At 65.1% G+C, this 12,215-nt stretch carries 12 protein-coding genes; 11 read left to right on the top strand and 1 reads right to left on the bottom strand.

The genetic code is table 11. From position 1 onward, the window contains the following. Positions 1–4: 4 nt before the first annotated feature. Together traD and A6745_RS11030 are read left to right on the top strand one after the other, a co-directional pair. Positions 5–2,191: a type IV conjugative transfer system coupling protein TraD gene (gene traD / locus A6745_RS11035; protein ID WP_066126869.1), complete on the top strand. Its 2,187-nt coding sequence runs from the start codon at positions 5–7 to the stop codon at positions 2,189–2,191. Next, positions 2,188–2,937, top strand: a complete 750-nt coding sequence (locus A6745_RS11030) for a TIGR03747 family integrating conjugative element membrane protein (protein WP_066126868.1) — start codon at positions 2,188–2,190, stop codon at positions 2,935–2,937. The genes traD and A6745_RS11030 overlap by 4 nt, the downstream gene beginning before the upstream one ends. On the opposite strand, the gene A6745_RS11025 is transcribed toward A6745_RS11030, so the two are convergent. After that, on the bottom strand, positions 2,938–4,308 hold the full coding sequence (locus tag A6745_RS11025) for a hypothetical protein (protein ID WP_066126865.1): 1,371 nt from the start codon (positions 4,306–4,308) through the stop codon (positions 2,938–2,940). It abuts the gene before it with no gap. 161 nt (positions 4,309–4,469) lie between these two features. On the opposite strand from A6745_RS11025, the gene A6745_RS11020 reads away from it, so the two are divergent. Genes A6745_RS11020 through A6745_RS10980 form a run of 9 tightly spaced genes read left to right on the top strand, consistent with a single transcriptional unit; the run spans position 4,470 to position 12,205 of the window. Beyond that, entirely contained in the window at positions 4,470–4,850 is a 381-nt protein-coding gene (locus A6745_RS11020) for an integrative conjugative element protein, RAQPRD family (protein ID WP_066126862.1), read from the top strand. Then, positions 4,847–5,080, top strand: a complete 234-nt coding sequence (locus A6745_RS11015; protein WP_066126860.1) for a TIGR03758 family integrating conjugative element protein — start codon at positions 4,847–4,849, stop codon at positions 5,078–5,080. Before A6745_RS11020 ends, A6745_RS11015 begins: the two co-directional genes overlap by 4 nt. Positions 5,081–5,096: 16 nt before the next feature. Next, on the top strand, positions 5,097–5,456 hold the full coding sequence (locus A6745_RS11010) for a TIGR03745 family integrating conjugative element membrane protein (protein ID WP_066126858.1): 360 nt from the start codon (positions 5,097–5,099) through the stop codon (positions 5,454–5,456). Positions 5,457–5,468: 12 nt separating this feature from the next. After that, a complete protein-coding gene (locus A6745_RS11005; RefSeq protein WP_066126852.1) occupies positions 5,469–5,879 on the top strand; it encodes a TIGR03750 family conjugal transfer protein in 411 nt (136 codons plus the stop codon). Further along, entirely contained in the window at positions 5,876–6,568 is a 693-nt protein-coding gene (locus A6745_RS11000) for a PFL_4703 family integrating conjugative element protein (protein WP_066126850.1), read from the top strand. Before A6745_RS11005 ends, A6745_RS11000 begins: the two co-directional genes overlap by 4 nt. After that, entirely contained in the window at positions 6,565–7,488 is a 924-nt protein-coding gene (locus A6745_RS10995) for a TIGR03749 family integrating conjugative element protein (RefSeq protein WP_456236469.1), read from the top strand. The genes A6745_RS11000 and A6745_RS10995 overlap by 4 nt, the downstream gene beginning before the upstream one ends. Then, positions 7,478–8,896 carry a TIGR03752 family integrating conjugative element protein gene (locus A6745_RS10990; protein ID WP_066126848.1) on the top strand — a complete coding sequence of 473 codons (1,419 nt, stop codon included), beginning with the start codon at positions 7,478–7,480 and terminating at the stop codon, positions 8,894–8,896. Before A6745_RS10995 ends, A6745_RS10990 begins: the two co-directional genes overlap by 11 nt. After that, positions 8,877–9,326 carry a TIGR03751 family conjugal transfer lipoprotein gene (locus A6745_RS10985; RefSeq protein WP_066126845.1) on the top strand — a complete coding sequence of 150 codons (450 nt, stop codon included), beginning with the start codon at positions 8,877–8,879 and terminating at the stop codon, positions 9,324–9,326. Before A6745_RS10990 ends, A6745_RS10985 begins: the two co-directional genes overlap by 20 nt. Beyond that, positions 9,323–12,205, top strand: coding sequence for a conjugative transfer ATPase (locus A6745_RS10980; RefSeq protein WP_066126842.1), 2,883 nt, complete (start codon positions 9,323–9,325; stop codon positions 12,203–12,205). The genes A6745_RS10985 and A6745_RS10980 overlap by 4 nt, the downstream gene beginning before the upstream one ends. Positions 12,206–12,215 lie beyond the last annotated feature (10 nt).

The following is a 12,215-nucleotide window of genomic DNA, read 5'->3' as shown; positions in this document are numbered from 1 at the left end:
AGCCATGTCGGGGAAACAGCCGGTCGAGGTTCTGCTTCGCCCAGCGGTGGAGCTATATACCGTCGCGGCGTGTGCAGGCGCCGCGTTTCTGTCCCTGGTGGCCCCGTGGTCGCTCGCGCTGAGCCCCGCCATGGGCGTCGGCAGCGCACTGGCGTTCGGCGCCTACGGCGCGATCCGCTACCGCGATGCCCGCGTCATCCTTCGCTACCGACGCAACATCCGCCGCCTGCCGCGATATGTGATGACCAGCAAGGACGTGCCGGTCAGCCAGCAGCGTCTGTTTGTGGGGCGCGGCTTTTTGTGGGAGCAGAAACACACCCATAGGCTCATGCAGACGTACCGGCCAGAGTTTCGGCGCTACGTCGAGCCGACGCCGGCCTACCGACTGGCGCGGCGCCTGGAGGAACGGCTGGAGTTCTCGCCGTTCCCGCTGTCCCGGCTGTCGAAACTCACCGGCTGGGACGTGCCTTTCAACCCAGTGCGCCCGCTACCACCTGTGGGCGGACTTCCTCGGCTGCACGGCATCGAACCCGAGGAGGTGGACGTCAGCCTGCCGCTGGGCGAGCGCGTCGGGCACTCATTGGTCTTGGGGACAACCCGCGTGGGCAAGACGCGGCTGGCCGAACTGTTCGTGACCCAGGACATCCGGCGCAAGAGCGCCGCCGGAGAGCACGAGGTCGTGATCGTCATCGACCCCAAAGGGGATGCCGACCTCCTGAAGCGGATGTATGTCGAGGCGCAACGCGCAGGCCGCGAGGGCGAGTTCTATGTGTTCCATTTGGGCTGGCCGGACATTTCTGCCCGCTACAACGCCGTGGGGCGCTTCGGGCGCATCTCGGAAGTGGCAACCCGCATCGCTGGGCAGCTTTCCGGCGAAGGCAATAGCGCGGCATTTCGCGAGTTCGCCTGGCGCTTCGTCAACATCATCGCCCGCGCCTTGGTGGAACTGGGGCAGCGTCCGGACTACATGCTGATCCAGCAGCATGTCATCAACATCGACGCGCTGTTCATCGAGTACGCGCAGCACTACTTCGCCAAGACGGAGCCGAAAGCCTGGGAGGTGATCGTCCAGATCGAGGCCAAGCTCAACGAGAAGAACATCCCGCGCAACATGATCGGGCGCGAGAAGCGCGTGGTGGCGCTGGAGCAGTACCTCTCCCAGGCGCGCAATTACGACCCGGTACTCGACGGCCTGCGCTCGGCGGTTCGCTACGACAAGACGTATTTCGACAAGATCGTCGCGTCGTTGCTGCCGCTGCTGGAGAAGCTCACCAGCGGGAAGATTTCCCAGCTTTTGGCCCCGAACTATTCCGACCTGGCCGACCCGCGCCCGATCTTCGATTGGATGCAGGTCATCCGAAAGCGCGCAGTCGTCTATGTGGGCCTGGACGCGCTATCCGACGCCGAGGTTGCCGCAGCGGTCGGCAATTCCATGTTCTCCGACTTGGTTTCGGTGGCAGGCCATATCTACAAGCACGGAATCGACGATGGCCTGCCGGGCGCATCGGCGGGCACGCGCGTGCCGATCAACGTCCATGCCGACGAATTCAACGAGTTAATGGGCGACGAGTTCGTTCCGCTGATCAACAAAGGCGGTGGCGCCGGGCTGCAAGTCACCGCGTACACGCAGACCCTCTCGGACATCGAGGCTCGCATCGGCAACCGCGCGAAGGCCGGTCAGGTGATCGGCAACTTCAATAACCTCTTCATGCTGCGCGTGCGAGAGACGGCCACCGCCGAACTGCTGACGAGGCAGTTGCCGAAGGTCGAGGTTTATACCACCACCATCGTCTCCGGCGCGACCGACAGCTCGGACATCCGCGGGGCGACGGATTTCACGTCCAACACTCAGGACCGCATCAGCATGTCCAGCGTGCCGATGATCGAACCGTCGCACATCGTCGGCTTGCCCAAAGGCCAGTGTTTTGCATTGTTGCAGGGCGGCCAACTTTGGAAGGTTCGCATGCCGCTGCCGGCACCGGACCCCGATGAGGTCATGCCGCAGGATCTGCAACAACTCGCGGGCTACATGCGCCAGAGCTACAGCGAGGCCACGCAGTGGTGGGAGTTCACCAGCTCCCCGGCCTTGCAGGACGGGGCCTTGCCCGACGACCTGCTGGATGATACTGCTGCGGCCGACCCTGGCCCGTTGGCCAACGACGACAGCGCCGGCAACGAGGCCTCGTCATGAAGGATGCCGCCTCGACCACGCAGCGGGAGCAAAACCAGCGCCAAGGCCTGATCGTCGGCACCATCACCTTGCCGTTCCGGCTGCTCGGGGTGCTGATCGGCTCGCTGCTGTTCTCCATCGTCGTGGAATGCGTTGGCATGCACCTGTTCTGGAAGGATCAGGGCTGGCGCCACTCCCAGCAGATGTTGCAGTACGAACTGGGGCACCTGTCCAGTCACTTCACGCGCAGCGTGGTGGTTCAAGAGCCCGGACGCACGGCGCACGCGCTGGTGGATACAGGCTACGAATGGGTGTTCGTGCGCTCGGGGCTTCTGGAGCGCATGAGCCTGACCGCCGAGCGCGCCCGCGTGCCCAGCCACGAACAGGCCCACAACTTCCAGTATTTCATCAGCCAGGTCTATGTCTGGGCCGAGAGCTATCTGATCGCCGCGGCCTTCACCACGCTCACTTTCCTGGTGCGCCTACTGGTCCTGGTGCTTACGCTGCCGCTGATCTTCACCGCGGCGTTCGTTGGCCTGATCGACGGTTTAGTGCGGCGCGACCTGCGCCGATTCGGCGCGGGCCGCGAATCGGGCTTTATCTACCACCGTGCGAAAGCCAGCCTGATGCCCATAGCCGTTCTGCCCTGGGTCACGTACCTGGCTTTGCCGATCTCGGTGCACCCATTGCTGATCCTGTTGCCGAGCGCCGCCTTGCTGGGACTAGCGGTGTCTCTGACTGCGGGGAGCTTCAAGAAGTACCTGTAGCTACATTGTTCTGAACGCCTTGTCTTCGTCCGGACCACCATAACGCTGTAGCCGCAGTGCGCATTCAATCAACACGATCCGTGCGAGGTAGGCGGCATACTGGCGCTCTGCGGCGAATGATTCGAGTCTATCGTAGTGTGTGCCATGCAGTATCTGTGATCGACCGTGGTCATAAATGTCCTTGACCAACTGCTTCAGTGTACGAGGGCGGTTTCCCCGGACAACCTGCGTGTCGCCTTTCGTGCCGGTCAGATGTACGACCATCTCACGGATACCGTCGTTCTTGCCGCCGCAGCACAGTACATCCAGGCAGGTTCCGAGCTTTGCTAGCGCTATGGCATCACTTGACTCACGATTACCTTCGCCGAACCAGTCCAGCGCAGTAGCCCATCGATTGGCAAGCTTGGGATGCTCGTGATTCGATGGATCAAGCAGCCCTTCAAGGATCGCCGCGAATGCCGGAAGAATTGATGCCATGTCATCCAACGCTTGCCTTACTCGTTTGGGAGGTTGCGAGATAATCCGCTTTCCAAGCGAGCTTCCGGGCAGCCACAGAAATCCTTTAGTTTCGACCAGACGATCGCTACCGGCAGGCGGTAGGCGCTCGTCTTGAAGCGCCTGTTGCAGGAAGCACTCGGGGGCTCCAAAGCCCAGAGAGATAGCGTCAAGCGCTGTCTTGCCCACCAATCTCGCCAACTTGCGTGAGAATTCACGCTCATAGCCACGGACTGTTACCTTGACCAAGGCTGGACATCCGACTATCGCACTGTAGACGGCGTTGGCCAGCCCTTCGATGGAGGAGCCATCATTGGGCTTCTGCAAGGCATCCTTGAGAATTTCCTTCCAGCGGTGGTTCGCCTCTGGTTGGTTCAGATAGTGATCCTTTCCCTGCTGAGGGAAATCTACAGAATCTATCCAGTCCGACCTATTCAAGAATGTCACCGGGCCGAGGGAGAACGGAGACTTCCTCTCCATGCCCAGGGTCCAGGCAGGGAAATAGTGCGTGTGTTCGTTGGTGATGCTTGCGAGTCGTTCCTCGATAAGCAATTTCAGTTTGGGAAGCAGCTCGCCCTGATCGCATTCATCAAACCCTGAAAGCTCACCCGAGGCGTGCATATCGGCAACGGCTTGGCGGGCAATTTTCTGAAAGGCCTCGGGTTCGATCTTCACTGAGTTCAGAGTCCGATTCTGATGGAGGGTGCTGGAGAACTGCCCAAGCGCCTCTCTTGCCTTCTTGGTGAAGTACCGCTGCATACCGTTCTCAGCGGTGACGAAATCAGGAATGCCGGCCTCTTCGGACCATGGAGTGGCCCCCTTGTGCACGCGATCTAACTCATCCACCAGAGCTTTCAGCTCGGTCTTTAGCCCCATAAATTCCTCCTCGCTCTACTTCTGACCGCAGGATAGCCCAGGCTGACACCAACAGCCTCGGCATCCATCAATCCGGTCATCCGCGGGTTCCTATTGTTTGCGGCCTAAAGCAGCCCTGATCTCCACGATCGAGCCATTGCTGATCACACAGGAATGGCGCGATGGTGGCTTCAACCTGGCTGCGTGCCGCGCATCGCGGCGTGCCCACTTTTCTCGTGACGGCCCTCCTGCTGGGCCAGTCCCCGATGGCGTTGGCCGAGCCCCCCGCGCAGCGTCAGGAATTGGTCGCGGCGCTGCGCCAGCTCGACGCGCTGGAGCGCACCGTCACCGACAGCGCCGCGCATGCTCCCGTCCAGCCGGGCGAGCGCTACCACTTCGATTACCCGCGGCTGCTGGCTGACCTGGCGCGCGTGCGCGCCGGCATCCAGGCGCACCTCTCTCCTTCGCGTGCTCAGCCGCGCGACCCCTCCGAACTGGCTGGCGACTACCGCACCGAGCGGACCGTCGCGCCATCGCCGACGACCGCGGAGGCCAAGCCATGAACGGCGCGCAGGTCTCGGCATTTCAAGCCAACAGCGGCATCGCGCCTTCGGTGATGGCGACCGTCCTGGTCGGCGTCGTGTTCGCAGTCCTGCTCGTCTGGGGCGTCTGGGCCATCCGAACGGCCTACGTGGGGTGGTCCGAGAGCCGCCTCAACCAGCGCCAGTTCCTCGGCGTCTGCATCCGCTTCGTCGCGATGTATCTCGTCCTGAGTTTCTTCCTCCTCTCCTGACCTGAAAGGCCTGACCATGCAAAACCGCATCCTCACGTCCCGTTTTGCCCAGCGCGCCGCCGCGGCCCTGGGCGCCGCCGCGCTGCCCGCGCTGTCGTTCGCGCAGGGGTTGCCGCAACTGGAGAACCCGACCCGCGGCACCGGCAACGGCATCATGGAAACGATCCGCAACTACGGCTACGACATCATCATGCTCGTGGCCCTGCTGGTCGTGGCGTCGATGTTTATCGGCGTGTGCTACCACGCCTACGGCACCTACGCGGAAATCCACACTGGCCGCAAGACGTGGGGCCAATTCGGCCTCACGGTCGCCATCGGCGCGGTGCTGCTCGTGATCGGCATCTGGCTGCTCACCGAAGCCACCGGCATCCTGTAAGGCGAGGCTGGTATGTCCGAGCAGCAGCACGTCCGTGCTGACGGGACGGTCATGTTCCTTCCGCACCGGCTCAACCGCCATCCCGTTGTCGTGCGCGGCCTCACCGCCGACGAGCTGTGGATCTGCTGCGGCCTGTCCGGCGCCGCCGGCCTGCTGGTCGGTGCGCCGCTGTCCTGGGTGTTCCGCACGATCGCGCTCGCGCCCACGTTCGTCGTGCTGGGCGTGGCCTTCGGCGTGTTCATCGGGGGCGGCATCCTGCGTCGCCTCAAGCGTGGGCGTCCCGACACCTGGCTGTACCGGCAACTTCAGTGGCGCATTGCCACGCGCCACCCGCTGGTGGCGGGCTGGGTGGGCGGCCATGTGCTGATCTCACGCTCCGGCTTCTGGACCACCCGAAGGTCTGCTGCAAGGGGGGCACGATGAGCCGCTTCAAGAACGAGATCACCCATCTGCAGGCGCACATCAAGACGCTCCGCCTGGGTGCCGGCGCGCTGGTCATCGTCGCTCTGGTCATGGGCGGCGGCTGGTGGAGCGCGCCGCGCGACCTGACCATCCACGTCCCGCCTGATCTGCGCTCCGGCAGTACCCGCAAGTGGTGGGAAGTTCCGCCCGAATCGGTCTATGCGTTCACGTTCTACGTGTTCCAGACCCTCAACCGCTGGCCGACGAATGGCGAAGAGGACTACGCGCGCAACCTCCACACGCTGTCGCCGTACCTCACCCAGTCCTGCCAGGCCTTCCTGCGTGCGGACTACGACTACCGCCGCTCCACGGGGGAGCTGCGCCAGCGCGTGCGCGGCATCTACGAAATCCCCGGCCGCGGCTACGGCGACGACCCCACGGCGCGCGTGCGCGTGGTCTCCGACCGCGATTGGGTGGTGACGCTCGACATCACCGCCGACGAGTACTACGGCGCCGAGCAGGTCAAGCGGGCCTTGGTGCGCTACCCCGTGAAGGTCACGCGGGTGGACGTCGATCCGGCCCGCAACCCGTTCGGCCTGGCGCTGGACTGCTACGACGGCACGCCCCAGCGCATCAGCGCGCCGGAGCCGACGCGTCCGGCACCTGGCGGACTGTCTCCGCAAGCGCCTCAAGGAGGGAACTCCCCATGAACCCCATGAAGCACCCTGTACTCACGCTGCTGGGGCTGCTGGCCTTCGCCGTGGCCCCCGCTCAGGCGGTGGAAATCCTGCGCTGGGAACGCATGCCGTTGGCAGTGGCGCTGAAGGTCGGCCAGGAGCGCATCGTGTTCATTGACCGGAACATCCGCGTGGGCGTGCCCGCAGGCGTGGGTGAACGCCTGCGTGTCCAAAGCGCGGGCGGTGCGGTGTACCTGCGCGCCAGCGAGCCGATCGAACCCACGCGGCTGCAATTGCAGGACGCCGATACCGGCGCGCTGATCCTGCTGGACATCGCGGCCGAGCCGCCCAAGGACGGCGAGGCCGAGCTGGAGCCGGTACGCATCGTCGAGGGCAACAGCACCCCGGCGCGCTATGGCGACCAGCCCGGCGATGCCGACGAGGCCCGCGCGCGCGCCCAGGACCAGGCAGGTACGCGGGAAACCCGGCGCGAAACCCCGGTTCCGGTCGTGCTGACGCGCTTCGCCGCGCAGAACCTCTATGCGCCGCTGCGTACCGTGGAGCCGCTGCCGGGTGTCATGCGGGTCAACCTGCGCCGTGACCTCGACCTCGGCATGCTGATGCCGACGCTGCCGGTGCGCGCGGTCGCGCTCGCCTCGTGGCGTCTGGAAGACCAGTGGATCACTGCCGTGCGCCTGACCAACACCGGCGCGGGCTGGATCACGCTCGACCCGCGCGTGCTGCAAGGCGACTTCCTCACCGCCACCTTCCAGCACGAGGCGCTCGGCCCGCGCGGAACGCCCGAGGACACGACCGTCCTGTACCTTGTGACGCGCGGGCGCGGCCTGGCGCAGTCGCTGCTGCCGGCGATCCACCGCTTCGACCCGGCTGCGCACCTGCCACAGCCGGAAGCTGAAGCCGACGACGGCAAGGAGGCCCGCCATGCGCAGTAACGGCTTGCTCAAGTGGCTGATGATCCCAGTCGCCTTGCTGGTGCTGTTCGTCGCCATCCGGTTGTTTTCGGGTGGAAGCACGTCTGCGCCTCCCGCCGCGGATGCCGGCGCCAAGCTCACGCCGGAGGAAATGAAGGCGCTGGGCATCGAAGGCGATACCCCGCGCGACACCGTTGCAACCTTGGTGGCGCAGGTGAAGCAGTTGCGCACCGAGCTTCAGACCGCGCTGTCCGACAACAAGTCGCAGCGCGAGGAAAACCAGCGGCTGCGCCAGCGCGAAAACTCCATCGATCAGCGCATCAATTCGGCCCTCGAATCCGAGCGCTCCAACCTGCGCCGCGACCAGGAACAAGCTGCTAGTGCGCGCCAGCAGACCGAAGGGCTGCTCGCCGACCTGCAGCGGCGTCTGGATAGCATCGGTGGGCGCGGCGGCGGCCATGCCGATCTGCCCGTGGGCCTGGGGCTGCGCGATGGCGACGAGGCCGGCATGGAAGGCAACATGCGGTGGGTCGAGCCGGACGACGCGAAGAAGACTGAGGGACGCAACGGCAGTCGTGGCACGGGCAGCGGCATGAGCTTCCCGACGAGCTTCGGCCCAGCGCAAAGCACGCTGGAAACGACCGCGGAAAACGTGGCGAACGCCGGCGCCCGCGCCGCAGGCGTCAAGAGCGCCAAGCCGGTCTATACGGTGCCGACCAACTCGACGCTGATGGGCTCTGTGGCGATGACGGCACTGATTGGCCGCGTTCCGATCGACGGTACGGTCAACGATCCGTATCCGTTCAAAGTCCTTGTCGGTCCCGACAACCTCACGGCCAACGGGATCAACATTCCCGACGTGGCCGGCGCGGTCTTCTCCGGCACGGCCTCGGGCGACTGGACGCTCTCATGCGTGCGCGGTCAGGTGCGCAGCATCACCTTCGTCTTCCACGATGGCACGGTTCGCACCATCCCCGAGGACCGCGAGGGCAACCAGCAGAACAACCAGCAGCGCGACGGCCTGGGCTGGATCAGCGACCCCTACGGCATTCCGTGCGTCAGCGGTGAGCGCCGCAGCAACGCCCAGCAATACCTCGGCTCGCAGGCCCTGATCACGGCGGCCGGTGCCGGCGTGGCCTCGCTCATCGAAAGCGACAGCGGCCGCATGTCTTATGTCGGCTCGGACGGCTCCATCGGCACCGTGGGCATCACCGGCCAGGAAGCGGTCGGCCAGATTCTCGCGGGCGGCGTCCGGGACATGTCGGCCTGGGTCAACAAGCTCTACGGCCAGGCCTTCGCCGCCGTGTATGTGCAGCCCGGCGCCAAGGTCGCCGTCCACCTCGAAAAGCCGCTCGCCATCGACTTCGATCCCGAAGGCCGCAAGGTCGATCACCGTGCAGGAGAAAGCCATGCCCTCGAACTTGACTGACTTGGCCCGTGGCCTGGCGCTGGCCCTCACCGTCGCGGTGCTCGCCGGCTGCGCCACCAGCAAGGAAAAGCTGCTGCCCCACGGCGACAACACGATGATGGACGTCTGGCAGCAGAACGTCGGGGACGGCGGCGGGGGCGCCGGCCAGGTTGCGCGCCGGCAGTTGCTCGACGCGCGCCAGAGCCTGCGCCGGCTGCTGACCGAGGCCGACGTGCAGGCGGCGCCCGTCGAGCAGATGCGCTACACGCGCACAGCGCGCAACGAGGTCCATCGCCAGTTCCAGCGCCTGCCCAACCCCGACCTGGAGATGTATGTGTACCCGCACCTGGCAGGCACCGACCCCGTTCCCGTGCCGGGCTACACAACGGTGTTCCCCCTGTACCAGCGCGTGCAGTACGCCATGCCGGGCGAGCGCGTGGAGGACTACTGATGTGGAAGCTCCCTTGGCCTAAGCCGGCCGCGCCGAAGCTGGCGGCATCCGGCGCTGGCGGTGACGAACAGCCGGATGGCTGGCAGCGCCACGTCGAGACCCTGCGTCAGGCCGGCATCCCCGAACCCGGCACGGCGGTCCAAGGTCACAGGCCCGCGACCCTGGCCGACGAGCAGGCGCTGTACGACGTCGCGCCGTCGTTCGCGGAATTCCTGCCCTGGGTGGAGTTCCTGCCCCAGTCGAAGTCTATGCTGCTGGAAGACGGGCAATCGGTGGCCGCCTTCTACGAGCTGGTGCCGCTGGGCACCGAGGGCCGGGAACCCGGCTGGCTCGCGCATGCGCGCGACGCCTTGGAGAATGCGCTCCAGGACTCGTTCGATGAACTGGACGAGAACCCCTGGGTACTCCAGCTCTACGCCCAGGACGAACCCAGCTTCGACCAGTACATGCAGACTCTGCGTGATTACGTGCAGCCGCGCGCCCGCGACACGGCCTTCACTGAGTTCTACCTTCGCTTCTTCGGCCACCATCTGCGCGCGGTCGCCAAGCCGGGCGGCCTGTTCGAGGACACGGTGGTCACGCGGCTGCGCTGGCGCGGCCAGACGCGGCGCGTGCGCATGGTCGTCTATCGCCGGGCCACCGGGCAGGCGAGCCGCCGCGGCCAGACGCCCGAGCAGATGCTGAACATCGTCTGCGATCGCTTGTGTGGCGGGCTGGCGAACGCCGGCATCCAGGCCCGGCGCATGGTCGCGGCCGACGTCCACGACTGGCTTCTGCGGTGGTTCAACCCGCGGCCCACGCTGCTCGGGCCTGGGGCCGAGGACCGGGAGCACTTCTATGCACTGGCGCGCTACCCCGACGAGACCGAGGCCGGCGAGATCGAATTAGCGAGTGGGCAAGATTTCAGCCAGCGGCTTTTCTTCAGCCAGCCACGCTCGGACGCGGATCACGGCACCTGGCACTTCGACGGCATGCCGCACCGTGTGCTGGTCACTGACCGGCTACGCATGCCGCCCGGCACGGGGCATCTGACTGGCGAAACTCGCAAAGGCGATGCGATCAACACGCTGTTCGATCAGATGCCCGAAGACACGACGATGTGTCTGACCATGGTGGCGACACCCCAAGACATCCTCGAATCGCATCTGAACCACCTGGCGAAGAAGGCAGTCGGCGAAACGCTGGCATCGGAGCAGACACTCAAGGATGTGCAGGAGGCCCGTTCGCTCATCGGCAGCGCGCACAAGCTCTACCGGGGAACGCTGGCGTTCTATTTGCGCGGCCGGGATGAAGCCGAACTGGACCGGCGCGGCCTGGATCTGGCGAACGTGATGCTCAACGCCGGTTTGCAGCCCGTGCGCGAAGACGATGAAGTCGCGCCTTTGAACAGTTACCTGCGCTGGCTGCCGTGCTGCTACAACCCGAGCCAGGATCGTCGGAACTGGTTCACCCAACTGATGTTCGCCCAGCACGTGGCGAATCTCTCGCCGGCCTGGGGCCGCAGCCAGGGTACGGGACATCCGGGCAATACGTTCTTCAATCGAGGCGGCGGGCCGATCACCTTTGACCCGCTCAACCGCCTGGATCGGCAGATGAACGCGCACCTGTTCCTGTTCGGCCCCACCGGCTCCGGCAAAAGCGCAACGCTCAACAACCTCTTGAACCAGGTCACGGCCATCTACCGGCCGCGCCTCTTCATCGTGGAAGCCGGCAACAGCTTCGGCTTGTTCAGCGATTTCGCCAAGCGCCTGGGCCTGACTGTGAACCGGGTCAAGCTGGCCCCAGGCTCGGGCATCAGCCTGGCGCCGTTCGCCGACGCGCGTCGGCTGATCGAAACGCCGAGCGACGTGCAGACGCTGGATGCCGATGTGCTGGACGAGGACATGCCCCCCGATGCATCGGCCATGGAAGCGGACGAGCAGCGCGACGTACTCGGCGAGTTGGAAATCACCGCACGGCTGATGATCACCGGCGGCGAGGATAAAGAAGAGGCCCGGATGACGCGGGCCGATCGCTCGCTCATCCGCCAGTGCATCCTCGACGCCGCCGAGCATTGCGTGGCCGAGAAGCGCACGGTGCTCACGCGCGACGTGCGCAACGCGCTGCGCGAGCGCGGCCAGGATCCAACGCTGCCAGAGATGCGGCGCGTGCGGCTGCTGGAGATGGCAGATGCCATGGACATGTTCTGTCAAGGCACCGATGGCGAAATGTTCGACCGCGACGGCACGCCGTGGCCCGAGGCCGACATCACCCTGGTCGATCTGGCGACCTATGCCCGCGAAGGCTACAACGCGCAGCTTTCCATCGCCTACATCAGCCTGATCAGCACGGTGAACAACATCGCCGAGCGCGACCAGTACCTGGGCCGCCCGATCATCAACGTGACCGATGAAGGGCACATCATCACCAAGAACCCGCTGCTCGCGCCCTACGTCGTGAAGATCACGAAGATGTGGCGCAAGTTGGGTGCCTGGTTTTGGCTCGCGACGCAGAATATCGACGATCTGCCGCGCGCCGCGGAACCCATGCTCAACATGATCGAGTGGTGGATCTGCCTGTCGATGCCGCCGGACGAGGTGGAGAAGATCGCCCGGTTCCGCGAACTCTCGCCCGCGCAGAAGGCGCTGATGCTTTCGGCGCGCAAAGAGGCGGGGAAATTCACCGAGGGCGTCATCCTCTCTAAGAGCATGGAAGTGCTGTTCCGCGCCGTGCCGCCGAGTCTCTACCTCGCGCTTGCGCAAACCGAACCCGAAGAGAAGGCCGAGCGCTACCAGCTCATGCAGCAATACGGTTGCACTGAACTGGAAGCAGCTTTCAAGGTCGCCGAGAAGATCGACCAGGCACGCGGCATCGAGTCGCCGGCCCTGGAACTGTCGTAAGCCGGAGAAT

This window comes from Bordetella ansorpii (genome assembly GCF_900078705.1).
Taxonomy (GTDB): domain Bacteria; phylum Pseudomonadota; class Gammaproteobacteria; order Burkholderiales; family Burkholderiaceae_B; genus Bordetella; species Bordetella ansorpii_A.
This window is presented reverse-complemented; position numbering and strand designations above follow the sequence as displayed.

Bases quoted from the DNA above. Each gene is read 5' to 3' on its own strand.
- A6745_RS11010 (WP_066126858.1), top strand. From the start codon at position 5,097: ATGCAAAACCGCATCCTCACGTCCCGTTTTGCCCAGCGCGCCGCCGCG.
- A6745_RS11030 (WP_066126868.1), top strand. From the start codon at position 2,188: ATGAAGGATGCCGCCTCGACCACGCAGCGGGAGCAAAACCAGCGCCAA.
- A6745_RS11005 (WP_066126852.1), top strand. From the start codon at position 5,469: ATGTCCGAGCAGCAGCACGTCCGTGCTGACGGGACGGTCATGTTCCTT.
- A6745_RS10990 (WP_066126848.1), top strand. From the start codon at position 7,478: ATGCGCAGTAACGGCTTGCTCAAGTGGCTGATGATCCCAGTCGCCTTG.
- A6745_RS11000 (WP_066126850.1), top strand. From the start codon at position 5,876: ATGAGCCGCTTCAAGAACGAGATCACCCATCTGCAGGCGCACATCAAG.
- A6745_RS11020 (WP_066126862.1), top strand. From the start codon at position 4,470: ATGGTGGCTTCAACCTGGCTGCGTGCCGCGCATCGCGGCGTGCCCACT.
- A6745_RS10985 (WP_066126845.1), top strand. From the start codon at position 8,877: ATGCCCTCGAACTTGACTGACTTGGCCCGTGGCCTGGCGCTGGCCCTC.
- traD (WP_066126869.1), top strand. From the start codon at position 5: ATGTCGGGGAAACAGCCGGTCGAGGTTCTGCTTCGCCCAGCGGTGGAG.
- A6745_RS10995 (WP_456236469.1), top strand. From the start codon at position 6,565: ATGAACCCCATGAAGCACCCTGTACTCACGCTGCTGGGGCTGCTGGCC.
- A6745_RS11025 (WP_066126865.1), bottom strand. From the start codon at position 4,308: ATGGGGCTAAAGACCGAGCTGAAAGCTCTGGTGGATGAGTTAGATCGC.
- A6745_RS11015 (WP_066126860.1), top strand. From the start codon at position 4,847: ATGAACGGCGCGCAGGTCTCGGCATTTCAAGCCAACAGCGGCATCGCG.